Source organism: Pusillimonas sp. T2 (assembly GCF_002236805.1).
Classification (GTDB): Bacteria; Pseudomonadota; Gammaproteobacteria; order Burkholderiales; family Burkholderiaceae_B; genus Neopusillimonas.
The window spans coordinates 40,672-64,913 of the sequence record NZ_NIQA01000001.1; the positions used below are offsets into that span (position 1 = coordinate 40,672).

Annotated in this window: 20 protein-coding genes; 12 read left to right on the plus strand and 8 right to left on the minus strand. The window is 57.3% G+C overall.

What is annotated here, in order from left to right; genetic code table 11:
- Positions 1-31: 31 nt before the first annotated feature.
- The 7 genes from PuT2_RS00155 to PuT2_RS00185 all read right to left on the minus strand — a co-directional run bounded on the left by PuT2_RS00155 (position 32) and on the right by PuT2_RS00185 (position 10,321).
- Positions 32-1,243, minus strand: a complete 1,212-nt coding sequence (locus PuT2_RS00155) for an EAL domain-containing protein (protein WP_093969018.1) — start codon at positions 1,241-1,243, stop codon at positions 32-34.
- Positions 1,240-4,299 carry a PAS domain-containing sensor histidine kinase gene (locus PuT2_RS00160; protein ID WP_093969019.1) on the minus strand — a complete coding sequence of 1,020 codons (3,060 nt, stop codon included), beginning with the start codon at positions 4,297-4,299 and terminating at the stop codon, positions 1,240-1,242. Before PuT2_RS00160 ends, PuT2_RS00155 begins: the two co-directional genes overlap by 4 nt.
- A 78-nt stretch (positions 4,300-4,377) precedes the next feature.
- The gene (locus PuT2_RS00165) at positions 4,378-7,089 is read right to left on the minus strand and encodes a cation-transporting P-type ATPase (RefSeq protein ID WP_093969020.1); all 2,712 of its coding nucleotides are present in this window, start codon (positions 7,087-7,089) and stop codon (positions 4,378-4,380) included.
- A 38-nt stretch (positions 7,090-7,127) separates the two neighbouring features.
- Positions 7,128-7,298: a hypothetical protein gene (locus tag PuT2_RS15885; RefSeq protein WP_093969021.1), complete on the minus strand. Its 171-nt coding sequence runs from the start codon at positions 7,296-7,298 to the stop codon at positions 7,128-7,130.
- A gap of 124 nt (positions 7,299-7,422) precedes the next feature.
- The gene (locus PuT2_RS00175; RefSeq protein ID WP_093969022.1) at positions 7,423-8,874 is read right to left on the minus strand and encodes a YdgA family protein; all 1,452 of its coding nucleotides are present in this window, start codon (positions 8,872-8,874) and stop codon (positions 7,423-7,425) included.
- Between the two features lie 2 nt (positions 8,875-8,876).
- Complete coding sequence (ispH, locus tag PuT2_RS00180) at positions 8,877-9,845, minus strand: 4-hydroxy-3-methylbut-2-enyl diphosphate reductase (RefSeq protein ID WP_093969023.1); 969 nt, start codon at positions 9,843-9,845, stop codon at positions 8,877-8,879.
- Positions 9,845-10,321, minus strand: coding sequence for a peptidylprolyl isomerase (locus PuT2_RS00185; protein ID WP_093969024.1), 477 nt, complete (start codon positions 10,319-10,321; stop codon positions 9,845-9,847). The genes ispH and PuT2_RS00185 overlap by 1 nt, the downstream gene beginning before the upstream one ends.
- Before the next feature lie 48 nt (positions 10,322-10,369).
- Between PuT2_RS00185 and radC the strand changes: the two genes are divergently transcribed.
- The 4 genes from radC to PuT2_RS00205 all read left to right on the plus strand — a co-directional run bounded on the left by radC (position 10,370) and on the right by PuT2_RS00205 (position 14,761).
- Positions 10,370-11,047 carry a DNA repair protein RadC gene (radC, locus tag PuT2_RS00190; protein ID WP_093969025.1) on the plus strand — a complete coding sequence of 226 codons (678 nt, stop codon included), beginning with the start codon at positions 10,370-10,372 and terminating at the stop codon, positions 11,045-11,047.
- 163 nt (positions 11,048-11,210) lie between these two features.
- On the plus strand, positions 11,211-11,477 hold the full coding sequence (locus tag PuT2_RS00195; RefSeq protein ID WP_093969026.1) for a type B 50S ribosomal protein L31: 267 nt from the start codon (positions 11,211-11,213) through the stop codon (positions 11,475-11,477).
- 111 nt (positions 11,478-11,588) lie between these two features.
- Positions 11,589-13,346 carry a glycosyltransferase family 39 protein gene (locus tag PuT2_RS00200; protein WP_093969027.1) on the plus strand — a complete coding sequence of 586 codons (1,758 nt, stop codon included), beginning with the start codon at positions 11,589-11,591 and terminating at the stop codon, positions 13,344-13,346.
- Complete coding sequence (locus tag PuT2_RS00205) at positions 13,343-14,761, plus strand: MATE family efflux transporter (RefSeq protein WP_093969028.1); 1,419 nt, start codon at positions 13,343-13,345, stop codon at positions 14,759-14,761. The genes PuT2_RS00200 and PuT2_RS00205 overlap by 4 nt, the downstream gene beginning before the upstream one ends.
- On the opposite strand, the gene PuT2_RS00210 is transcribed toward PuT2_RS00205, so the two are convergent.
- Entirely contained in the window at positions 14,752-16,008 is a 1,257-nt protein-coding gene (locus PuT2_RS00210; RefSeq protein WP_093969029.1) for a class I SAM-dependent methyltransferase, read from the minus strand. The genes PuT2_RS00205 and PuT2_RS00210 overlap by 10 nt on opposite strands.
- 221 nt (positions 16,009-16,229) lie before the next feature.
- Here PuT2_RS00210 and PuT2_RS00215 point away from each other — a divergent pair, with 221 nt between their 5' ends.
- From PuT2_RS00215 to PuT2_RS00250, 8 genes are all read left to right on the plus strand, one after another.
- The gene (locus tag PuT2_RS00215; protein WP_233574976.1) at positions 16,230-17,420 is read left to right on the plus strand and encodes a multidrug effflux MFS transporter; all 1,191 of its coding nucleotides are present in this window, start codon (positions 16,230-16,232) and stop codon (positions 17,418-17,420) included.
- Positions 17,421-17,522: 102 nt separating this feature from the next.
- The gene (gene rpmB / locus PuT2_RS00220) at positions 17,523-17,759 is read left to right on the plus strand and encodes a 50S ribosomal protein L28 (RefSeq protein ID WP_093969031.1); all 237 of its coding nucleotides are present in this window, start codon (positions 17,523-17,525) and stop codon (positions 17,757-17,759) included.
- Positions 17,760-17,790: 31 nt separating this feature from the next.
- Entirely contained in the window at positions 17,791-17,958 is a 168-nt protein-coding gene (rpmG, locus tag PuT2_RS00225; RefSeq protein WP_003810296.1) for a 50S ribosomal protein L33, read from the plus strand.
- Positions 17,959-18,098: 140 nt separating this feature from the next.
- The gene (gene leuS, locus PuT2_RS00230; RefSeq protein WP_093969545.1) at positions 18,099-20,756 is read left to right on the plus strand and encodes a leucine--tRNA ligase; all 2,658 of its coding nucleotides are present in this window, start codon (positions 18,099-18,101) and stop codon (positions 20,754-20,756) included.
- An 8-nt stretch (positions 20,757-20,764) separates the two neighbouring features.
- Positions 20,765-21,439: an LPS assembly lipoprotein LptE gene (lptE, locus tag PuT2_RS00235; RefSeq protein ID WP_093969546.1), complete on the plus strand. Its 675-nt coding sequence runs from the start codon at positions 20,765-20,767 to the stop codon at positions 21,437-21,439.
- A gap of 10 nt (positions 21,440-21,449) precedes the next feature.
- The gene (gene holA / locus PuT2_RS00240; RefSeq protein ID WP_093969032.1) at positions 21,450-22,502 is read left to right on the plus strand and encodes a DNA polymerase III subunit delta; all 1,053 of its coding nucleotides are present in this window, start codon (positions 21,450-21,452) and stop codon (positions 22,500-22,502) included.
- 14 nt (positions 22,503-22,516) lie between these two features.
- Positions 22,517-23,779: a glutamate-5-semialdehyde dehydrogenase gene (locus PuT2_RS00245; protein ID WP_093969033.1), complete on the plus strand. Its 1,263-nt coding sequence runs from the start codon at positions 22,517-22,519 to the stop codon at positions 23,777-23,779.
- Between the two features lie 43 nt (positions 23,780-23,822).
- Positions 23,823-24,239 (plus strand): CopD family protein, encoded by a 417-nt coding sequence (locus tag PuT2_RS00250; RefSeq protein WP_093969034.1) that lies wholly within the window; start codon positions 23,823-23,825, stop codon positions 24,237-24,239.
- The last annotated feature ends 3 nt before the right edge of the window (positions 24,240-24,242 follow it).

Consider the following 24,242-nt stretch of genomic DNA (forward strand, 5'->3'; position numbering starts at 1 on the left):
TGCGCCTTACAACAAATTTATGGCGTGACGGCTAATCGAAACTGAAATGCGACCAGCGCGCGGCCTCGTCGGCCGGCATGGGGCGGGCAATATGAAAGCCCTGCGCAAAATTACAGCCAATGTCACGCAAGAACTGTAAGGTTTCGCGGTCTTCGACGCCCTCGGCGGTAGATTGAATACCCAGGCTCTGCCCCAAACCCACAATGGCCTGAACGACCTGTCTGGATTCAGAAGACTGCGAGGCGGTAATCACAAACGACTTGTCGACTTTAAGCTCGGAAAACGGCAGCCTGACCAACTGAAGCAACGAAGAAAACCCGGTCCCCAGGTCGTCGATCGACAAATGAATACCTTTCATGCGCATGCGCGTGAGCAGGTCAAGGGAGGCCACTGGATCTTCCATGGCGCTGGTTTCGGTCAGCTCGAAAATAAGTTGGCCGGGCGCCAACCCGCATTTTCGGCAACGGCCAATAATGTCTTCGACGAAAACGTCATCCAGGCGTGACCGGGCAGAAATATTAATGGCCAAACGCACTGACGTGCTGCCGTAGTGCTGCGCGAACCACTCAAGCGAGAGATCGAACATGCGCTGTGTCAGGGCGTCGACGAGGCCGGAGTTTTCGGCGCACCCGATGAATTTGTCGGGCGGCACCATACCCAACTGCGGGTGCCGCCAACGCATAAGCGCTTCGAAACCGACTAACTGGCCACTGAAACAAGAAATTTTCGGCTGATACACCGGAAAGAACTGGTTGCCATCGAGCCCGGCTTGAATATCATGCGGCTGGATCAGATAGTTGCCCACCGCTGCCATGGCCTGCCCGGGTTGCCGTGATGCGGACGTTTCGGGCAAAACGCCACTGACCGAAGGTGTGGCAAACATTCGCCGAAGCGCCGACGGCATGAAGGGCTTGGGCAAGACGCCCACAATATTCAGCCCTCGCTCGGTGGCCGAACGACCGGCAGCATCAAGCACACGATGATCGACGCCGCTGGTCACAATGATACGAGCCGGACACGAACGTTTGGCCAGTCTCGCCAACACCTCGACACCGTCCATATCGGGCATAACCAGATCAATCGCCAGATGGTCAGGTTGCCATTCGTCGACCAGCCGAAAAAAAGTATCGGGCGACGACGTAAAGCGGGTCTCGAGACCAGCGGCCTTCGCAATGAGTTCTATGGTTTGCCCAACCGAGGGGTCGTCATCGAGAATCAGTAAACGACTGGGGGACGAGCTCATGAATGGGCCTCCGAACTATGTTGTTGCAGTGCCTGACGAACTTTGATTGCCAGTTGCGAGCGACGATAAGGCTTGTTCAAAAGTACTACCCCCGGGTCGAGACGGCCGTGATGCAAAATGGCATTTTCGGTATAGCCGGACGTAAACAATACCTTAATCCCCGGATTAACCGTGGCCACCTGGTCGGCCAGTTGCTTGCCGCTGATGCCACCCGGCATGACCACGTCGGTAAACAGCAAATCGATAGACTGCCCCGACCGAATGATACGCAGGGCCTCACTGCCATTGGCGGCAGGCAAGACCTTATAGCCTAACGCCGCAAGCTGACTACCCGCGTACTCACGAACCAAAGGCTCGTCTTCGACGAGCAAAATAGTTTCGTTACCGCCCGACACGTCGACGGCGTCGTCTGCTGGGATGTTTTCGGAAACAGCAGCCCCAGCCTTGGGCAGGTATACCTTGACGGTCGTGCCTTGCCCCGGTTCAGAATAAACCGATATATGCCCGCCCGACTGCTTTAGAAAACCATAGATCATGGGCAGTCCCAGTCCTGTGCCTTTGCCCTTGGGCTTGGTGGTAAAGAACGGCTCGAAAATGCGGTCGCGGTGGTGCTCGGCAATACCTACCCCAGTGTCAGACACAGCAATCATGACATACTGGCCAGGCTTCAGGTCGGCATAGTTGCGCACATACTCGTCGCTAAACCATATATTACCGGTCTCGATCGTCAGCCGTCCGCCATCGGGCATGGCGTCTCGGGCGTTAAGGGCCAGGTTCAGCAAAGTGTCTTCGAGCTGCGACGGGTCGACCAGCGCCGGCCATAAGCCAGCACCCGAGACAAACTCAAGGTCGATGTGTTCGCCTAAGGTGCGCGCCAGCATAGGCTTTAGCCCACCGATAATGTGATTGACATCAAGAGACTTGGGCTCGAGGGGCTGTTGCCGAGCAAAAGCCAATAAACGCTGGGTCAGCTGCGCGCCCTGCAGACCCGCCTGAACAATCAATTTAGCGGGTTCGAGCAAATCGGGCTGATCTTCAAGCTGTTCGCTTAAAAGCTCGGCATTGCCCAGCATCACCGTAAGCAAATTGTTGAAGTCGTGCGCTACGCCGCCGGTAAGTTGCCCCACAGCATCCATACGCTGCAGATGACGTAAGCGGTCTTCAAGCACCTTGCGCGAGGTGATATCGCGTTCGACCGCTACCCAATGGGTATACCAACCCGTATCGTCGGCCAGCGGCACAATATCGATTTCGATCCAGAACTCGTCGCCGGCCTTGGTGTAATTGAGTAGCTCGGCCCTGACAGGCTGCCATTGCTTGATTGCTTTTTTAATACGGTCGAGCTCGGCCCGCGATGTGCCCGGCCCTTGCAGCAGACGCGGGCTCTGGCCAATGATCTCTTCGCGGCTATAACCCGTACGCCTGATAAAAGCATCGTTGACGAAGACTACTCGAGGGCCCGGCGCCTCAATGGGCTCTGCTTCGGTAATGATCACAACATCGTTCAAGCGGGAGATCGCCAGTTCGAGCAGCCTGACTTGCGCTTGGGCGGCACGACGCTCAGTCAGGTCCTGGAAGTAAACAGCAAGCCCTTCGGGCGAGGGATACGCATGCACGTCAAACCATAAATCGAGCGGCGCATAAAACTGTTCAAACACCACAGGACATTGCTCGACCATGGCGCGACGATATTCAATTTCAAAGGTTGTACCAACTGCGGCAGGGAATTCCGCCCATACGCACTTGCCTATCAAGTCTTCGCGAGAACGTTTCAGCAAACGCTCTGCCTGAGAATTCAAGTACGTGAAATTCCATTGGGCATCTAGGGTAAAGAACGCATCGGTGATGCTCTCGAGTGTGGCGGTCAGACGTCCAGCCAGTTGTGAGGCTTGATCGAGCGTCTCTTTCTGATCATGTACATCGGTAATTGACCCATACCACTTGCTACGCGATTCAGCCGACTCGTTGACCCGCAAGGCACGCACCAAATGCCAACGATAAACGCCGTCATTGCGCCGTAGACGCATTTCTATTTCATATTTTTCGCCGGTATTTACCGCATAGGACCAGGCTTCGAGTACTCTGGCCTTGTCGGCCGAATGTATACAGTTCATCCACTGTTCAACATTCAAAGTACGCCCAGAGATGCCGGCATACTCGAAAAATAAGGGCGTGACATAGTCGATCTCGCCATCGACAGTCGCTGTCCAAACCGTAATAGGCATGGATTCGGCCAACTGCTGGAACCGCTGCAAGCTAACAAGCACGGCCTGATCGGCCAACTTTCGGGCGGTGACATCTTGCATGGCGCCTTCAATCCGTACAACCCTACCCGTTTCATCGACTATGGGTTTACCCACCGCGCGCACCCACACCCGCCGCCCGTCAAGCGTGTTGATCTGGGCGTCGATCTCGACGGGTTTGCCGTCGACCCGCGCTCGATGAAACACAGCCTGAACGTAAGCCCGATCTTCTTCGACATAAAAGCCGAAACTGGCATCGATGGAGCTGGGAGTGTACCCGGGCTCGGCCCCGTGAATACGCGCAACGTCTTCAGACCATGTGACCCGACCGGAAATTAGATCGATAGCCCACCCGCCCAGACCGCCCACCGCAGAAGCGGCCTTGAGTAGCTGTTGCTGCTCGGTGAGCTCGCGGCTAACCGCGCGCAAACGGTTATTGACGGCCTCTAGCTGCGCATAAGCATTTACCCGGTAAATAACCAGCCACCCGGTAACCCCTACAGCAATGACTGAAATAATGCGATTGAGCCAAACATGCAAAATTGGAAAGGTCAGCGGCGCGGGCGGAGATGCAACAAAACCTATACCAATGGCGACTACCGCGACGACGGCAACACACAATGTAAATTGAGGCCGACGTACAAGAATGGTGTAGAGCACCACTGGCGCATACAAAGCGCCAATGGCCAAGCCCAACGGGGTGATCAGATCTAGCAAAAATACGGCCATCAAGGCCAGGCACACCACAAAAATGTGTATTTTTTCGGGGCTGACACCTGGGCTTGCCAAAGGCAATGAGTTGTTCTCGGGCATGAGTTCGTTCTTGTAACAAAACGTCAGGTTCGGACGCAGCGCGACACAGCCCCGAGTGTACCCTTGCTAACCCTGCGGTTATCGCGCCCTGGAAAAAATAATTCTTGAAATCATCTTTTCGGCTTCGGCGACAAAAAAGACACTCAGACCGATACCCACAACTTTCAGCCAGTCGGTGAAAGACAAACCCGCCGAGACAAAAATAGTCTGCATGAGCGGCACATACGTGAACGCCAACTGCAAGCCAATACAAACCAAAATAGCCACAAGACAATGCCGACTTCCGAGGATACCCTCGCGATTCAGCACCGAATCGTAAATATGGCGGCTGTTCAATAAGTAGAACATTTCGCTGAACACCACAGCATTCACCGCCAAGGTCCGGGCAACCGCCAGGTCGGTGCCTTGCGCAATTTCCCAAACGAACAAACCCAAGGCACCGCCGCCCATAAGTACCGATACAAACACAACCCGCCAAGCGAAAAAGCCAGACAAAATGCGCTCGGTTGGCGGACGTGGATCGCGCTGCATGATGCCCGACTCGGGTTTCTCGAAGGCAAGCGCCAAGCCCAGCGTGCTAACGGTCGCCATGTTGATCCAGAGCACTTGCGCAGGCGTCAGCGGCAAGGCCAAACCTAAAAGCAATGCCGCAATCACGATCAAAGCCTCACCACCGTTGGTGGGCAACATGAACAAAATGAATTTTTTGACGTTGTCGTACACCGCACGGCCTTCGCGCACCGCCGCCGCAATGGTAGCGAAGTTGTCGTCGGCCAGCACCATATCAGACGCATCTTTGGCGGCCTCTGTGCCCTTAAGCCCCATGGCCACACCGACATCGGCCCGTTTAAGCGCGGGCGCGTCGTTAACGCCATCGCCGGTCATGGCGACCACATGACCTTGCTGCTGCAGCGCATGAACCAGACGCAATTTATGCTCAGGGCTTGCCCGGGCGAACACGTCGATATCGGCAACCACCCGCGCCAATGCGGCATCGTCGAGCAGCGCAATTTCTGCCCCTGTCAGCGCCGGCTTACCCGGGCCGATATTCAGCTGCGCGCCAATCGCCTTGGCCGTGTCAGCGTGGTCACCAGTAATCATCTTGACGCGAATACCCGCCCCATGACAGTCGGCCACGGCACGAATCGCCTCGTCTCGGGGCAAATCGATAATGCCGACCAAAGCCAGCATTACATAGCCTTCGACGACGTCCTCGGGGGCAAGGCAAGCGCCTGCAGGCTCGGTCTGCTTTTGCGCCAATGCAAGCAAACGCAAGCCCCTGGCAGCCGTATCGTTGGCCATGCGACGCCAGTAATCGACCTGAATACGACGCGGCCCATCCGCCGTTAGCTCGAAGCTGCACATATCAATAATGCGTTCGGGCGCCCCTTTGACAAACACCCACGACAGGCCCTGCGCGTCGCGATGCTGTGTCGCCATGTACCGGTTTTCGGACTCGAAAGGAATAGAATCGACCCGTGGCCAATCGGCATGCCGCTCGGTCTCGGTCCGACCCGCCTTGCGCCCGAGAACCAGTAACGCGCCCTCGGTCGGGTCACCTTCAACCTGCCAACGGTCACCCTCGAAGAACAAGCCGCCGTCGTTGCACAGCGTACCGACCCGCAAGGCCGCCGCGAGCACGGGATGCAGTTCGGGATCGACCTCTTGCCCGTCGACACTGAATTTGCCGTCGGGCTCATAACCGACGCCACTGACGTCAACGGCCTCGTCGGAACACACCACCCGCTGAACCGTCATTTCGTTGCGCGTCAGCGTGCCTGTTTTATCACTGCAAATCACAGTAACCGACCCCAGAGTTTCGACCGCTGGCAAACGACGAACAATTGCCTTTTGACGCGCCATACGCTGAACACCAAGCGCTAATGTAACCGTCATGATGGCGGGCAACCCTTCGGGAATGGCCGATGCGACCAGCGCAACCACCATCATGAACATGTCGATAACAGGCTCGCCGCGCACCCACACGCCGTAAGCAAACGTCAGGGCGGCAATGATCATAATGACCAGCGCCAGCACATAAGAAAAATGATTGATCTGGCGCATCATTGGCGTACTGACCTGCCGTATCGACGCCAGCATCTGATTGATTTTGCCCAGCTCGGTATGCGCCCCCGTCGCCACAACAACACCCGTGGCCTGCCCGTTGACCGCCAGCGTTCCCGCAAAGGCCATCCCGGTGCGGTCGCCCAGGGCTTCGTCCGGGCCAACCGGGTGTATGTCTTTCTCGACAGGTAACGATTCGCCCGTCAGTGCGGCCTCTTCGATGCGCAGCGTTTTGACGGACATGAGCCTGACGTCGGCGGGCACCTTGTCACCCGGATTCAGCACAATGATGTCGCCGGGTACCAGCAGGCTTGCGTCTATTTCGTAACGCCGCCCCGCGCGCACCACGGTGGCGTGCGGCGACAACATGTTTCGGATGGCGTCGAGTGCGGATTCGGCTTTACCTTCCTGGATGAAGCCAATAACCGCGTTGATAAGCACCGCAGCCAACAACACGCCGGTGTCAATGAAGTGGTCGAACAAGGCGGTAACCACGGCTGCCGCCAACATGATGTAAAGCAATATGTTGTGGAACTGCGCCAGAAACCGTTTGATGGGCCCGCGCTTGCGCGGGGGCGCCAGCCGGTTGGGCCCGTACTGGGCAAGTCTTTTGGCCGCCTCGTCTTCAGAGAGGCCTTCGGGGCTGGTTTGAACCCGCTCGCGAGCTTCGTCGGCACTTAAGGTATGCCACAGCGGGGTTTGACTTTCGGGGGGTAAAACAGGCATTCTCCCTCCGGTGGCAACGACGTTGCCTGGGTCGCGGTTCAGGATGAAAAGAGTTCGATAGCCTTTTGAACAACCGCATATAGCGTGGCCATTAAGCCAATGCCCAACAGCACCATGCCGGGGTTGCGATCACGAAAACCTACGCCGATGATCAGCAAGAGCACGCCCACAATAAAAATAATCAGGACGGTATTGTTATGAAAAAACATGAGGATCCCCAGACTAGAATTTCTGTTTGAGATCGTACATGCAAAATGCGACGGGCGCCTGCAAAAAACGGCGCCCGGATTGATACAAATCAAGGGCCGGACAGCGCCGGCCCATCGCAACACATTACTGCAGCAGCAACAACGAACCACGCTGCAAGAATTCGGCCACCGACAAGGTCTGGCCATTGACCACAACCTGCTGATCTTGGTAGCGGATATTTGAAGACAATACACCGTCGGTGTAAGCGGCCAGGCCGGCACGCTGCAGACGCCCGGCGTACGCATCAAAGAGCATGCGTGCACGCGCGTTGGCCTGAGCCTCAGAGGGTTCGTCTTCGGCCAACTGACTGTAGGTCTTGGCCATCATTGATTTATTAAGCGAGAACGAAAGATCGAGCGCGCCGATGGCTTGCAGAAGGACGTCTTCGGTGGGTGCGTCGAGATAGACGATGTCGGGCCGGACGAAATCGGCCTTGACCGAAATTTGACTTTGACCATCACCGTTATCCAGAACAACAGGGTCGATACCCAGCGAAGGCTTGGACTTTAACGCCTCGAAGAGGTGCTCACGCAGACGCAGCAAGTCGTCGTGATCGAGTTGCGGAATGTCGTCTTCTGACAACCCCTGCTCGGCCAGGAGCTCATCGTATTGCCGGGTTAAAGCACCCAATGCCTGAAGGTCGAGCCGGTTAACCTGAAACCCGGCTGCAAACTTACCCAGGTTCTTGCCCGAAAACGCCACACTGCCGATGTCGTAACGGGCAGCACCATCGAAACTATTGTTTTGATCGCTGCTGTTACCCGATACCGACACGTCGGACAGGCCAAGCACCTCTTGCTTTTCGGCAAGCAGGCCAAAGCGCTGCACGTTGAGTTTGAACTGGGTGACATGATTACGATCGGCTGCCGCAAACTGGTATGTTTTGTCGAAAACCATATTGTCGACAAGCACGGATTCGTCGCTTGTTGTGTTGGTAATTTGCAGCTTTGGAAACACGCCCCGGGTTGTGGCCGAATCGAGCCCACTGCTGAATTCGATGGTCATGTCGCCGCCGGCAAACGACACCTGCAAATCTTCAGGCGTCGTGTGTTCGACCGGTGCAAACGAGACCTGTGTGGACCCCGCACCCGAGAACCCCACCCGAGTCGTGATGTCGACCGGATTCGCCCCCTTCAGGCTATCGAACCAGGCTTGAGTCGCCGTATTGGGCACCAGACTGGCATGGCTTAGCGCCAGCATCGGGGCAAATTGGCCCTGACGCAAGGCCGACAGCGGGAATGGGCCATGATCGAGACGATCGCCAAGCAAATACTCGGTGACTACGCCACCTGGCCCGACGATTTTCAACGAGTAAATAATATTGGACGAGAACAAGCCGCGGTCGTAACGACTGACGGACAGTTGTATGGGCTGCGTACTGGCTTCGGCACCGAAAATACGCCCAAGGTTTTGATTACCGGTTTGCACGGCATTTTCGATGACGTCTTGGGCACGCTGGCCCACATACCAACTGGAGGCACCATAGGCAACCGCCAACACCACCACCAACACCACCAACTTCACGCTTTTTTTCATTTTTATTCCTGATCAGATTTTCCGGACAAGCCTTTAGGCAAGGGAAATGCAATGTTTTCTTCGGCCCCGGGTAAGGTACGCACCGAGACAACGCCCAGCGACTTGAGCCGCTGAATAACGTTTTCTACGAGCACCTCGGGTGCCGACGCGCCGGCAGTCAGCCCTACGCGACGCGCACCAGCGACCCACTCGGGCTGAATCATACCGGGATCGTCGATAAGATAGGCCTTGGCGCCCTTACGCTCGGCCACTTCGCGCAAACGGTTGGAGTTCGAGCTGTTGACACTGCCCACTACCAGGACCACGTCGCACTGCGGTGCCATGAACTTGACCGCATCTTGGCGATTTTGCGTGGCATAGCAAATATCGCTTTTTTTAGGCTCGACAATAGAGGGGAAGCGGACTCGCAAAGCGTTGGCGACCTTTTCAGCATCGTCGACTGACAACGTTGTTTGCGTAACAAATGCGAGGTTATCGGGGTTTTTAACCTGCAATGACTCAACGTCTTCAGGGGTTTCAACCAGGTACATGCCGTCGGGCACCTGGCCCAACGTGCCCTCGACTTCTGGGTGGCCCTTATGACCGATCATGATGATTTCACGGCCCGCCCCACGCATTTTGGACACTTCTACGTGCACCTTGGTAACCAGCGGGCACGTCGCGTCGAATATCTTCAGACCAAGATCGTCGGCTTGCCGACGTACGGCTTTAGAAACCCCGTGCGCAGAAAACACCACGATTGCGCCAGCTGGCGCATCGTCGAGTTCGTCAATAAAAACAGCGCCCTTTTCACGCAAATCGTTAACCACATAGCGGTTGTGCACGATTTCGTGGCGCACATAAATAGGCGCGCCGTAAATTTCAAGGGCACGCTCGACGATTTCGATGGCGCGATCAACCCCAGCGCAAAACCCCCTGGGTTGCGCCAAAACGACTTCGGTAGCGGATAAATCCGGATATTCGGCTTGCATTACAACACCCCCAAAAGCTTGACGTCGATGCGCAAATCGGCCCCAGCCAGCGGGTGGTTGAAATCGAAAATGGCTGAATCGCCGTCCCATTGTTTACAGATACCCGAATACCGGCCGCCATTAGGGGCTGCAAACTCAACGATATCGCCGGGTTCGTATTGCACGCCCGGCTCGGAGTGCGCCTCGAGCATATTGCGGCTGACGCGCTGGATCAGTTCGGGGTTACGGTCACCATAAGCTTGTGCGGCTGGCAGCTCGAGCACGAACTCGGTGCCTTCTTCGCGACCGACAAGCGCAGCCTCCATGGTGGGCGCCCATTGCCCCATGCCCAGCTGCAGCGTGGCAGGTTTTTGAGAAAACGTATCGACAAAGACTGAACCGGCCGCAGGGCCCGTTACCAAAGTAATGCGATAGTGCAAAGTCAGGTAGGAGTCCGGACGGACAAAAGCATTCACTGGATCTGTAGAGGAAGTCAAAATCTGTCACCGTAGAGGTCATTACCGACCCCTATTTTAGAGCTTCTCATGACGCTTCACAGCAACCCGCAAAACGACGAACGCCCCCGCGAACGATTATTGACGCACGGGGCTCATACGCTTACCTCGGCAGAGCTGCTGGCCATCATATTAAGAACCGGTACCAAAGGCCGTAACGCGGTCATGCTGGGGCACGATTTGCTGCAAGCCTTCAAGGGCTTGCGCAACCTGCTTTCGGCAGATGCAGCTGACCTGATGCGTGCGCCCGGACTTGGGCAAGCCAAAACATGCGAGCTGCTTGCCGTTAGCGAGCTTGCGCGACGGGCGCTAACCGAAGAGTTGACGCACGGCGTTGCGCTTGATCAACCCCAACGGGTGCGCACCTATTGCATCGCCACCATTGGCCACCACAAGGTAGAGCATTGCATTGCCCTTTACCTGGACAGCCAGTTTCGCCTGATCACCAGTGAAGAAGTGTCCAAGGGTACGCTTAGCCAGGCGTCTGTATACCCGCGTGAACTGGTCAAGGCGGCATTACAACATCATGCAGCCGCGGTTATTTTGGCGCACAACCATCCGTCCGGAGTGGCCGAGCCGAGTCAGTCCGACCTGAACCTGACCCGTCACCTGAAACAGGCGCTGGCTATGGTAGACATCAGGCTACTTGACCACCTGGTCGTGACCGGGTCGGGGGCCGTCTCATTGGCAGAGCGCGGGCAACTGTAGCACCGCACAATGGCAACTACACAACAAGCTTTTAGAAAAATTATCGGCGTGTTAATATTAGGGGTTACCCAGGATACGTAGCCTGCGCTTTTGCACCACACACATTACCCGGTGCGGTGCGCGCCAAGCCGGCGACCCAAAATTTTACCTACAGGAACTTATCATGAAAGAAGGCATTCACCCCGAATACCGCGAAGTCGTTTTCCTCGACCAGCAAACCGGCAACAAGTTCGTTTCGCGCTCTACACTGCACACCCGCGAAACCATCGAACTCGACGGCAAAACCTACCCGCTGTTCAAGTGTGAAGTCACTTCCGAATCGCACCCCTTCTACACCGGCGCTCAAACCCGCATCGTCGAAACAGGTCGCGTTGAGAAGTTCCGTGCCCGTTTTGCCCGCACCGCCGGCACCGTCAAAAAAGGCGCATAAGCCCCTTATTTGCACTGGTCAGGCTGCGTTTTTTGCGCAGCCCCTGAAGGCAGCCTCAAGGCTGCCTTTTTAATTTAAGATTGCACCTTTACCCGTACCCTTTTCCAACTCGTGGCCGCCCCTGAAAATCGCTCCACGCCCGCGCGCCTGACCGCGCCGGCAACTGCGAAGCTACCCCGCCTGTATCTGCTGGTCTTGTGCCTCGTCTACATTTTTGCGGGGCTGTATTTCCGCGACCCCTGGAAAACCGATGACGTCGTCGGCCTGGCCACCATGATGTCGGCCCTTAACGAGCCCGGCCTGGCTGCTTGGCTGCCCCAAGTGGGCAACCTGGCCCACGCACAAGACGGGCCGTTAACAATGTGGACAGGCGCCTTTTTTATCTGGGTATTCAGCCCGCTATTTGCCCTATTCACCACGCCGCTCGACGCAGTCTTTGCCAGTTCGCGCCTACCCAATTTACTGTGGTTCGGGCTCATGACGGGCTCTGTGTGGTATGCCACCTACTTGCTGGGGCGGCGACCCGAGCCCCAGCCGCTACCGCTGCCTTTTGGCGGCGAACCTACCGTCAAAGCCTACGGGCGCATGATTGCCGATGCCGCGCTACTGCTTATTCTGGCTACGGCAGGCATTATGTGGCGCATGCACGAAACCTCCGAAGTGCCGGCCATCGTTGCGTTTCAAGCGCTGGCCTTTTATTCGGTCGTGCGCATGCTAGACCGCCCCATGTCGGGCGCTGTTACCTTGGGTCTGGCGCTGGCCGGCGCGTTTCTTACGCGTGGGTTTATTGGCGCACTGCCCATTGCGCTGGCTGTTTTGTGCGCTTTCGCGCCACAATCAGCGCTGCGCAGCCAACTGCGCTGGCTGGTCATTTCATTTGCGCTAGCTATTGGTATTGCCCTGCTCTGGTGGATGCCAGCCCGTCATTTTGGCCCCTACTGGGTCGAGCACTGGTGGCTTTGGCATACCGAGTCGCTCAGCCTGCCCAGGCCCACGCAGCTGCTAGATATTTTCCGCGACCTACCCTGGTTTCTCTGGCCGACTTGGCCCTTTGCAATCATGGCCGTCTGGCAATGGCGATCCTGGCTTAAGTCCCCGCACATCTGGTTTCCACTGATGTTCGCCCTCTGGCCACTGCTGACGCTTATGTTTCTGGCCGACCCCTTCGAGCCCGAATACAGCCTGATGGCCGTACCGTTTGCCGTTTTGGCGGCGTTTGCCCTGCCCACCCTGCGCCGGGGGGCAGTCAACTCGCTCGACTGGTTTGCGGTCATGTGCTTTTCGCTGTCCGCAGCAACCGTCTGGCTAGGCTGGGTGGCGCTGCACGCTGGCTGGCCCGAGCAAATTTCCAATAATATTGCACGGCAAACCCAAGGTTACGAAGCCCACATTTCTATTCCGGCACTATTCGTTGCCGTGGCGGGCACACTGGCCTGGGTGGCACTGGTACGCTGGCGCCTGAAACACCGACCGGCCGCGCTGTGGCGAGGCACAGTACTTTCAGCCGGCGGTATTGTCACCACCTGGCTGCTGCTAGTCACCCTCTGGATGCCAGCCCTCGACTTCGTTCGCAGCTACAGAAGCGTATCGGCCGAACTGGCGCAAGCCATCAATTTGCAAGTGGGCCCCAACGAATGCATACGCCCGCTCGCCCTGGGCTTGGGCCAGCGCGCCGCGTTTTACGCGTTCAATGGGCTCAAATTTAGTCCGTCTGGCGAGTGCCGAGTAGTCCTAGTACAAACCAGCCCTCAAGCACTCGAAGAGGGTTACCCCCCCCTGCCCGGTCAGTCTACACAACTGATCTGGCAAGGAAAACGCCCAGCCGAGCGTAAAGAAAACTTCCTGCTCTTGCGTATTTTGCCGCAATGAACACCCGCGTCGTCCCACCCCGAACGCTGGGACACTATTTTAAAGAAACCGTGCGCCAAGCCTGGCCAGTGCTGGTCAGCGCCTGGGCCAGCATGGCTTTTGCCGTGGCAGACACCACCATGGCCGGCCATAGCAGCGCCGCCGACCTGCAAGCCATGGCGCTGTCGGTGTCGATATACCTGACAGTGTTTGTTGGCCTGATGGGCGTTGTGCATGCGCTTATCCCCATTATTGGTCAGCATTATGGCGCCCGGCGCCTTGAAAGCGCCGGCAAGGCCTGGGGTCAAGGCGTATGGCTGGCACTGGGGCTGTCGGCTGCCGGCGCCGTGACATTGTTATTTCCCAATGTATGGCTTATGTTCTCGGGGGACATTGACCCGGTGGTCATGAGCAAAATCAGCAACTACCTGCTGGCACTTATTGTGGCCATGCCGGCCGCGCTGGTTTTCCGCACTATTTACTGCCTGGGCACCGCAGTATCGCGCCCGAAGGTCGTCATGGCCATCAATCTGGTCAGCATCCCATTCAAAGTGCTCTTCAACTGGATTTTTATTTTCGGGCAGTTCGGCGTTCCCGCCATGGGCGCGGCCGGCGCGGGGCTAGCTACCGCAGTGGTTAGCTGGTTGATGCTGGGTATGGGTTTATGGGTGCTCAAACACGACTCATTTTTCAAACAGTTCCAGTTGCGGCTCGGGAGAATCGACTGGCCCACCCAAAAAGAACTGCTTCGACTGGGCCTGCCCATGGGTGGCTCGTACCTGATTGAAGTGTGCGCCTTTACCTTTATGGCCCTTATGGTGGCCCGCGAAGGCATGTTCGTTACCGGCAGCCACCAGATCATGGCCAACCTGGCAGCGCTTTGCTACATGATGCCCATGGCCATCGGCATCGCCTCGGCATCGTTGACGGCGCAGGCCATTGGCGCCGAGGACCCGGCGCGGGCCAAACTCACTGGGCAGGCGGGCTTTTTGTTGGCGCTAGCCGGCGCAGCCCTGACAGCGACACTGCTGCTTGTATTCAAGCCGCAAATCATTGCCCTGTACACCAGCGATGCCCAGGTAGGCGCGCTGGCCGCACTGCTGCTGCAAATTTTGCCTTTTTTCCATTTGTGCGACGCCATGCAATGCATCAACACGTACCTGCTGCGGGCATACAAGGTAGCGGTTATCCCTTTGATTATGCAGATATTTGCCTTAACCGGGGTTGGCCTGGTGGGGGGCTGGGTGTTGGGCTTTGGACCTGCGGCCGGCACATTGCAGCCGGTCATTGACACGCTAATGCCTGGCGCACCGACCGGTGCGGCCACGCTGTGGCTCATGGCCGGGCTCGGCCTGGGTATGTCGGCCTTGCTGCTTCGCTTCTGGTACTGGCGCACCCAGGCCCAGTACCAGCGCGAAAAATCAGCCTATTTATAAATGTAGTCGCGACGCCACGGAAAGGTAAGGTCGGCCGGGTTGTCGAGCTCGTCTTGCCGGCCAGTCGCCTTGTGCTGAAACAACACCTGATGCAGCGCGATCCAACCTTGCTCGAACCCCAGCGCACAACCTGCCAGATAGATACGATAGGCACGCAACGATTTGTCGCCCTGCAAACCGGGTTTCAGTGTGGCGCGGGCCGCTTCAAGCTGAGACTCAAGCGAATCGCTCCAGGCCCATAAGGTGCGCGCATAATGAGGACGCAAGTTTTCGACGTCGGCATCTTCAAGACCGGCCATAGCCGCCTTGGCCAGTTCGTTACTGATATGCGTGAGCTCCCCCCCCGGGAAAATATACTTTTCGATGAACTGCCCCATGCCGGCCCCCACCTCGGCGTTGTAAACACCGCCGGCAGTAATGGCATGATTCATGATCAGGCCACCGGGTTTAAGCAAGCGGCGCAACTTCGAAAAATACCCTTCAAGCTGGGCCCGCCCCACGTGTTCGAACATACCCACAGACGCGATTTTGTCGTAGGCTACCGATTCGTCAAGATGACGGTAATCGAGCAGCTCCATACGTACGCGCCCGCGCAACCCCTTTTCGTCGATCAAGCGATTAACGTGGGCATGCTGGTTTTTAGACAGCGTAATGCCGGTAGCGTCGACACCGTAGTTTTCGGCAGCCCAGAGCAGGAGCCCGCCCCACCCCGCGCCAATGTCTATAAAACGCTCGCCACTCTTCAAGCGCAGTTTCCGGCAAATGTGATCGAGCTTGGCCTCTTGCGCCTGAGCAAGCGTCATGTCGGGTGTGCGGTAGTAAGCACAAGAATAAACCCGGCGCGGGTCTAGCCAAAGCCCGTAGAACTCGTCGGATAAATCGTAGTGAAACTGAATCTGGCGGGCATCCCGCGCGGTGGAGTGCCGGTAAATGGACACGAGATGCCGGGCCAGGCCAGTGAGCCAGTTACCCCGTGCAGCATCAATCGGTGATTCGTTCAAGATGGCAGCGGCAACGTTCATCAGGTCGCGCATCGAGCCCTCGACCTCAAAACGCCCCTCGACATAGTCTTCGCCCAGATTGCCCGCCTGCCCGGTTGCAAAGTTGACCAGCGTGGCGCGGTCATTGACTTTCATCCGTAACCGGGCGTTGGCGTCACCAATCTTCCCCCCGTCGGGCAACTGCATTTGCACCGACACTGGCAGCGCCGCCAGTTTTTTTTCTACTGTGGACAATACCGAACTCACACTTCACTCCCTATGTTTAAAAACTTCTTGAACATCTCTCGTGGTGTCGTGATGCCGATGACACATTTTTATTTGTCCGCCAATTTATCATCAAAAGATGCAAATTGAAGCGAATCGACCTTTTACAGGCGGCCATGCTAATTAAATGCCATTTGCATTACCATAGCAATAATCCGATACACTGTCGCTTCCGACCCGTCGGGCCATTTCTACGCAGTTGCATGTCCACTCCCAAAACTTCTTCTATACCCGGCTGGCTGTTGCTCATGGGCGCGCTGTCGGCGCTTGGCCCATTGGCCATCGATCTCTACCTGCCGTCATTTCCGTTTATTGCCGAAGGTTTGGCTACGTCGCAAGGCAACGTTGAGCGCACTCTGGCCAGTTACTTGTTCGGGCTGTCGCTGGCGCAACTGGCTTATGGCCCATTGGCCGACCGCTTCGGTCGACGCCCCCCGCTGATTTTCGGGCTGGTGCTGTTTACGATAGCGTCGATTACCTGTGCGCTTACCAGCGACATCGAGCACCTGACAGCCTGGCGTGTGGTTCAAGCCTTTGGCGGCGCCGCCGGGATGGTCATCCCCCGCGCAGTCATCCGCGACCAGATGGACACGCGCGAAGCCTCAAAAGCCCTATCGCTGCTCATCTTGATCATGGGCGTTACGCCTATTCTCGGCCCTCTTATTGGCGGGCAAATCCTTCCTTTTGTAGGCTGGCGAGGCATCTTCGGCCTTATGGCCATCAGCGGCCTGGTATTGCTGTTCGCCTCTTGGCGCCACATGCGCGAGTCACTGGTTCCCGAAAAAAGAATTCCGCTCAATGTCAAAACCATCGGGCGAAATTACTGGGGGTTGCTAGGCGATCGCCACTTTATTTTCTACGCACTGGCCGGCAGCTTTGGTACCGCAGGCCTGTTCACGTATATCTCCGGCGCCCCTCGCGTCCTCATGGACGTTTACAAAGTCGGCCCCGACTCTTTCGGCGTTTTGTTCGGCATCAACGCTGCGGCATTGATCACAATGTCGCAGCTCAGTGCGCGCCTGCTTAATCGACACTCGCCCGACAAACTGTTGCGGTTTGCCCAAAGGGCCATCGTGGTTATCTCGTTAATCGGCGTCGCCCTAACCCTGACAGGCATCCTGAACCTGACACTGTTCATGATCTGCCTGGTCGGTTTCATGGCCGGACAAGGGTTTATTTTGCCCAATTCGGCCGCCATGGCCCTTAACAAGCAAGGCCGTCGCCTTGGGGTCGCCTCGGCTCTGATGGGGACACTGCAAATGCTTTGCGGTACACTGGCCGGCCTTGCCGTCAGCGCCTGGCAGTCTGAAACTGCCCTGCCCATGACAGGCTTGTTAGCAGTGTGCGCCGTGTTATCGTGGCTTTTCGGACGCATTGCATTGACGAAAGCTTGATTCAATTATGCTTTTCGTATTAGAATAGCTGGCTTACCGGGTAATTTATTGCTGATTACCATAACCGAATACCGCAGAATACAGTCTTAAGGGGCACACATTATGGCACGCGTATGCCAAGTTACCGGCAAAGGCCCAATGGTGGGCAACAATGTTTCGCACGCAAACAATAAAACCAAGCGTCGCTTCTTACCGAACCTGCAATCGCGCCGTTTCTGGGTCGAAAGCGAAAACCGTTGGGTTCGCCTGCGTGTCAGCACAAACGCCCTGCGCACAATTGACAAAAACGGCATCGAATCCGTTCTGGCCGATCTGCGTGCTCGCGGCGAAGTCGCTTAATCAATAACGCTAGCGCTACAAGGAGCTCATCATGGCAAAAGGTATCCGCGAGAAAATCAAACTCGAGTCCACCGCTGGCACGGGTCATTTCTACACGACCACCAAAAACAAGCGCAACATGCCCGAAAAGATGCTGATCAAGAAATTTGATCCCGTCGCTCGCAAGCACGTTGACTACAAAGAAACCAAACTGAAGTAATTGGTTGCTTTGAAATAAAAAAACCCTGCTACGGCGGGGTTTTTTTATGTCCGCCCCCTGGCCGACGCCTGCACGACACGCCCTGCTCGGGCGTCCTATAATGTATGGTTTGCATTTACCTTCTAAAAGAACACGACATCATGCAGGAACGCTACAGCCCCAACGAAGTCGAAACCGCCGCCCAACACAACTGGCAGTCACGCGACGCCTATTTGGTGACCGAAGACGCCACCTTGCCCGACGGCTCGGCCAAACCCAAGTTTTACGCCTGCTCGATGCTGCCTTACCCCAGCGGAAAGCTGCACATGGGTCACGTTCGCAACTACACCATCAATGACATGATGGCGCGTCAGTTGCGCATGCGGGGCTATAACGTCCTGATGCCAATGGGCTGGGACGCCTTTGGCATGCCGGCCGAGAACGCCGCCATGAAGTCCAAAGTGCCGCCAGCAAAATGGACATACGACAACATCGCCTACATGAAAAAGCAAATGAAGGCGATGGGGCTGGCGATCGACTGGTCGCGCGAAATGTGTGCCTGCGACCCGAGCTACTACAAATGGAACCAGTGGCTCTTCCTGAAAATGCTCGAAAAAGGTATTGCGTATCGCAAGACCCAAGTCGTCAACTGGGACCCGGTCGACCAAACCGTACTGGCCAACGAGCAAGTCATTGACGGCCGCGGCTGGCGCTCAGGCGCCCCCATCGAAAAACGCGAGATCCCCGGATACTACCTGCGCATTACCGACTACGCCGACGAACTACTCGACCAGGTCAAGAACGGCCTGCCCGGATGGCCCGAACGCGTACGCCTGATGCAGGAAAACTGGATCGGCAAAAGCGAAGGCGTACGCTTCGCTTTCACGCACGACATCAAAGACGCCAACGGCAGCCTCATTCAAGACGGCCGCATGTACGTCTTTACCACACGCGCCGACACCATCATGGGCGTCACTTTCTGTGCTGTTGCCCCCGAGCACCCGCTGGCCACTCACGCGGCCCGGGGCAACCCGGCGCTGGCCGATTTCATCGAGGCCTGCAAACTGGGCGGCACCACCGAAGCCGAACTGGCCACCCGCGAAAAAGAAGGGATGCCTACCGGGCTGACCGTCACTCATCCGCTGACAGGCGAGCCTGTTGAGGTTTGGGTAGGCAATTACGTGCTCATGAGCTACGGTGACGGCGCCGTCATGGGGGTTCCCGCCCACGACGAACGCGACTTTGCTTTCGCTAAAAAATACAACCTGCCCATTCTCGACGTCATCGCGGTCGACGGTAAAAGCTATTCGACCGATACCTGGCAAGAATGGTATGGCGACAAGCAACAAGGCGCCACCACCAACTCCGGCAAATATAACGGCCTGCCCTATACGGCTGCCGTTGACGCCGTAGCCGCCGACTTGGCCGCCAAAGGCCTGGGCGAGAAACAAACCACCTGGCGCCTGCGCGACTGGGGTATTTCACGCCAGCGCTATTGGGGTACGCCCATCCCTATCATCCACTGCGCCAGCTGCGGCCCGGTACCTGTTCCTGAAAAAGACCTGCCCGTCGTATTGCCCGAAGACCTCATTCCCGATGGCACAGGCAACCCCTTGGCAAAAAACGAAGCCTTCCTGGCCTGCAAATGCCCCAAATGCGGGGCCGACGCTCGTCGCGAAACCGACACCATGGACACCTTCGTCGACTCATCCTGGTATTTCATGCGCTATACCTCGCCCGGCAACGACCTGGCCATGGTCGACCAGCGCAACGACTACTGGATGCCAATGGATCAATACATTGGTGGCATCGAGCACGCCGTGCTGCACTTGCTGTATGCCCGCTTCTGGACACGCGTCATGCGCGACCTGGGTCTGGTCAAGTTCGACGAGCCCTTCACCCGGCTGTTGTGCCAGGGCATGGTGCTGAACCATATCTATTCGCGTAAAAACGCCCAAGGCGGCATCGAGTACTTCTGGCCCGAAGAGGTCGAGAACCAGTACGACGCCAAAGGCGTCATCACTGGCGCCACCCTGAAATCCGATGGTTCGCCGGTAGAGTACGGCGGAATCGGCACCATGTCCAAGTCCAAAAATAACGGTGTCGACCCGCAGTCTCTTATTGACACCATGGGCGCCGATACGGCCCGTCTGTTCGTCATGTTTGCCAGCCCGCCCGAGCAAACCCTCGAATGGTCTGACACCGGTGTCGACGGCGCCCATCGTTTCTTGCGCCGCCTATGGAACTACGCCAACGCTCATCAAACAGCCGTTAGCGCGGCCCTGGGCACCACCCCTGTATGGAAAGACGCCGACGAGGCCAGCAAAACCCTGCGCCGCGAGATATACGGGCTGCTCAAGCAAGCCGACTACGACTACCAGCGCATCCAGTACAACACGGTAGTGTCGGCATGCATGAAAATGCTCAACACGCTCGAGTCAGCCCAGCTGCCCGATACGTTGGTGGCCCAACAGGCCATTGCAGACACGCTCGGCGTCTTGTTGCGCGTGCTCTACCCCGTTGTGCCGCACATTACCTGGAAGCTCTGGGAAGACCTGGGCTACAGCAAAACGTACGGCGACTTGCTCGACGCCCCTTGGCCCGAAGTCGATGAGGCTGCACTGGTAGCCGACGAAATCGAACTGATGCTGCAGGTCAATGGCAAGCTGCGCGGCAGCCTGAAGGTACCCAACGGTGCTTCAAAAGCCGACATCGAAGCCCAGGCCGGCTCACACGAGGCCGTTGGCAAGTTCCTCGAAGGCCGGCCGGTAAAACGCATCATTGTGGTACCCGGTAAACTCGTCAATATTGTTGGATGACCCTGCTCATGCAAAGCCACCATACTCAATCAGGCCTGTCAGGCCGCTTTTCAACCGGTTTGCGCCTGCTGGCCTGCGTGGGGCTGGTGGCATTGCTCACAGCCTGCGGTTTTCGTCTTAAAGGGCAAACACCGTTGCCCTTCAATACGCTTTACACCAATATTGCCGAAAACTCGGCGTTTGGCGCGCAGTTACGGCGCTCCATCATCGCCTCGTCACCTGAAACCCGCTTCACCAACGACGTCACCCAGGCGCAGGCGCGCCTGACCGAACTCTCCAACACCCAAACGCTCGAAGAAGTGTCTATCAGCGTGCAGGGGCAGGTTGAAGAGTACGAACTGCGCATTGAATTTGTCTTTCAGCTGACCGACAATAAAGGGCACGTGATTTTGCCACCGACCACGCTGATCGCCACCCGCGAAATTCCTTACGACTCGGGGGCCTTGCAAGCTAAACAGGGCGAAATCGGCTCACTGTATATCGAAATGCAGCAAAGTCTGGTCGACCGTATTGTGCGGCGCATGACTGCGCCCGAAGTTCGCGCGGCCTTCGAAAACCCCGAAGACCTGCCGGTCGACGAAAGCGCCACCAAAGTGCCCGAACGACCACAAATGGGGTCTGACGGTGCCACACCGTCTATCTTGCGGATGCCCAACCTGAGTCCATCCGGGGCGTTTTACTAAGCGCAGAATCATGGGCAAAACCATCGATGCCGCACGCCTGCTTGATCAGTTGTCGCGACCAGGCGCGCGCTTCGACCCGCTGTACGTTATTACCGGAGACGAGCCGCTGCTGCTAACCGAGGCCGGTGACGGCGTTCGTGCAGCGGCACGCCAGGCGGGTTACACCGAACGTACCAGCCTGGTTATGGATGCCCGCAGCGACTGGACGGAGCTCTCTGGCGCGGCACGAAATATTTCGCTCTTTGGCGACCGACGTCTTATCGAGGTAAGGATTCCGTCAGGCAAACCGGGCAAACCGGGTGCAGACGCGCTGCAAGCACTGGCCACCGATGCCGCAAACGGCAGCGACGACACCGTCACCGTCGTTACCTTGCCCAGGCTCGACAAAACAACCCGCAACAGCAAATGGGCAGGGGCCCTATGGCAGGCCGCCACCGTGGTTGATCTGCCTAATGTATCGCGCCAAGCCTTGCCAAACTGGATCGGCCAGCGCCTGGCCGCCCAAAAACAAAGCGCCGACCCCAACACCTTGGCCTGGATTGCAGATCGCGTCGAAGGCAACCTGCTGGCCGCCCACCAAGAAATCATGAAGCTGGGCTTGCTGTACCCCGAGGGCCCACTACAAGCTCACGACGTGGAGCAAGCCGTGCTTAACGTGGCGCGCTACGACCTATTCGGTTTGCGCGACGCGATGCTGGCCGGTGATCCGGCTCGTACATTAACCATACTGGCCGGCCTGAAGGCCGAAGGCGAAGCCCTTCCGCTGGTATTATGGGCCATTGGCGAAGAGGTCCGCGTGCTGGCTCGACTGGCACAAGCGCAAACGCAAGGGCATAATTTGCAGGGGCTCATGCGCGACTACCGTATTTTCGGCCCACGCGAAAACCTGATCCGCCAAACCCTGGGCCGTTTACCTGCAACGGCATGGCCCGCCGCGGTGCAACACGCGCACGACATCGACCGCCTGATCAAGGGCTTGCCGGTGCCCGGCCGCCTCGACGACCCCTGGGAAGAACTGGCACGCCTGGCATTACGCGTGGCGCGCCCCCCAAGAACACATTAGTTTCAAACATAGCCATGACACAAGACATCGCATACGCCATCACCGAACTGGGGCGCCGCGCGCGCGCCGCTTCCCGCGACCTGATGGTCGCTTCCGACCAGGCTAAATCGGCCGCCCTGCTGGCCATGGCCAGCCGCCTTGAGTCGCAACGCGCCGAGCTGCAAGCCGAAAATGAACGCGACCTAGAGGCGGCTCGCCAAAACAACCTTGAGCCCGCCCTGCTCGATCGCCTGACCCTGTCCGACAAGGCCTTGAACATCATGGCCACCGGTTTACGGCAAATTGCGGCCATGCCCGACCCAGTCGGCAGCATGACGGCATCCACGCTGCGGCCCAATGGCATGCGTGTCGGGCAAATGCGCGTGCCTTTGGGCGTTATTGGCATCATCTACGAGTCCCGCCCCAACGTCACCATCGACGCCGCAGCGTTATGCCTTAAGTCGGGCAACGCTACCATTTTGCGCGGCGGCAGTGAAGCCTTCAATAGCAACAGGGCACTGGGCCGCATCATTCAGGCCGGGCTGGCCGATGCCGGTTTACCCGAACATGCCGTACAAGTCGTCGACACCACCGACCGTGCCGCCGTCGGACACCTTATTACCCTGACCGACTATATCGATGTCATCATCCCGCGTGGCGGCAAGGGGCTGATTAAACGACTTTCAGAAGAAGCCAAGGTCCCGCTCATCAAGCACCTCGACGGCAACTGCCATGTCTATATCGACCGTGCGGCTGATCTCGACAAGGCACACGATATCGCCGTGAATGCAAAAACCTACCGATACGGCGTATGCGGCGCCATGGAGACACTGCTGGTTCACGCCGACATCGCCCCTGTCGCCCTGCCACGCATTGCACGCACCCTGCTCGATAAAGGTGTTGAGCTGCGCGGGTGCGACCGTACCCGTGCGCTGGTACCCGAAGCCGTCGCCGCCACCGAAGACGATTGGGCCACCGAATACCTCGCTGCCATCCTTGCCGTACGCATTGTCGACTCACAAGACGATGCCATGGCTCATATCGCGCATTACAGCTCTGGCCACACCGAGTCCATCGTCACCGAAAACATCGATGCAGCAACGCGTTTTCAACGCCATGTTGACTCGAGCTCGGTGTACATCAACTTGCCCACCTGCTTTGCCGATGGGTTCGAGTACGGCCTGGGGGCTGAAATCGGTATCTCGACCAATCGTCTACACGCACGCGGGCCTGTGGGGCTAGAAGGCCTGACGACCCTGAAATGGGTACTGACGGGTAACGGCCAATTGCGCGGCTAAGCGTGCGTTTCAAATACATTATTCTGGTTTTAGCGTCACTTTCATGCTCTGGGTAAAAACCTTCCACCTGCTCTTTGTTATCTCGTGGTTTGCCGGTCTGTTTTACTTGCCGCGTATCTACGTCAACCTGGCGCAAACACCCGCCGGCGAAACCTATCAAACACTGGTGGGTATGGCACGCCGCCTGTACCGCTTCATGACCATTCTGGCAGTGCCGGCCATTGCCCTGGGTTTGTGGCTATACCTGGGCTATGGTCTTGGCCGCGGCCAGGGCTGGATGCACGCCAAGCTGCTGCTTGTTGTTGTTTTGCTGGGTTATCACGTCAGTTGCGCCCGCATTTTGCGTCGCTTCGAAGCGAACGCCAATACTCGCAGCCACCGCTTTTACCGTTGGTATAACGAGCTACCGGTCATTCTGTTGCTGATTATCCTCATCCTGGTCGTGACTCGACCCTTCTAAAAC

Bases quoted from the DNA above. Each gene is read 5' to 3' on its own strand.
- PuT2_RS00175 (WP_093969022.1), bottom strand. From the start codon at position 8,874: ATGAAAAAAAGCGTGAAGTTGGTGGTGTTGGTGGTGGTGTTGGCGGTT.
- PuT2_RS00205 (WP_093969028.1), top strand. From the start codon at position 13,343: ATGAACACCCGCGTCGTCCCACCCCGAACGCTGGGACACTATTTTAAA.
- PuT2_RS00155 (WP_093969018.1), bottom strand. From the start codon at position 1,243: ATGAGCTCGTCCCCCAGTCGTTTACTGATTCTCGATGACGACCCCTCG.
- rpmB (WP_093969031.1), top strand. From the start codon at position 17,523: ATGGCACGCGTATGCCAAGTTACCGGCAAAGGCCCAATGGTGGGCAAC.
- PuT2_RS00245 (WP_093969033.1), top strand. From the start codon at position 22,517: ATGACACAAGACATCGCATACGCCATCACCGAACTGGGGCGCCGCGCG.
- PuT2_RS00195 (WP_093969026.1), top strand. From the start codon at position 11,211: ATGAAAGAAGGCATTCACCCCGAATACCGCGAAGTCGTTTTCCTCGAC.
- PuT2_RS00250 (WP_093969034.1), top strand. From the start codon at position 23,823: ATGCTCTGGGTAAAAACCTTCCACCTGCTCTTTGTTATCTCGTGGTTT.
- lptE (WP_093969546.1), top strand. From the start codon at position 20,765: ATGCAAAGCCACCATACTCAATCAGGCCTGTCAGGCCGCTTTTCAACC.
- PuT2_RS00160 (WP_093969019.1), bottom strand. From the start codon at position 4,299: ATGCCCGAGAACAACTCATTGCCTTTGGCAAGCCCAGGTGTCAGCCCC.
- PuT2_RS00165 (WP_093969020.1), bottom strand. From the start codon at position 7,089: ATGCCTGTTTTACCCCCCGAAAGTCAAACCCCGCTGTGGCATACCTTA.
- holA (WP_093969032.1), top strand. From the start codon at position 21,450: ATGGGCAAAACCATCGATGCCGCACGCCTGCTTGATCAGTTGTCGCGA.
- PuT2_RS00215 (WP_233574976.1), top strand. From the start codon at position 16,230: ATGTCCACTCCCAAAACTTCTTCTATACCCGGCTGGCTGTTGCTCATG.
- leuS (WP_093969545.1), top strand. From the start codon at position 18,099: ATGCAGGAACGCTACAGCCCCAACGAAGTCGAAACCGCCGCCCAACAC.
- PuT2_RS15885 (WP_093969021.1), bottom strand. From the start codon at position 7,298: ATGTTTTTTCATAACAATACCGTCCTGATTATTTTTATTGTGGGCGTG.
- rpmG (WP_003810296.1), top strand. From the start codon at position 17,791: ATGGCAAAAGGTATCCGCGAGAAAATCAAACTCGAGTCCACCGCTGGC.
- radC (WP_093969025.1), top strand. From the start codon at position 10,370: ATGACGCTTCACAGCAACCCGCAAAACGACGAACGCCCCCGCGAACGA.
- ispH (WP_093969023.1), bottom strand. From the start codon at position 9,845: ATGCAAGCCGAATATCCGGATTTATCCGCTACCGAAGTCGTTTTGGCG.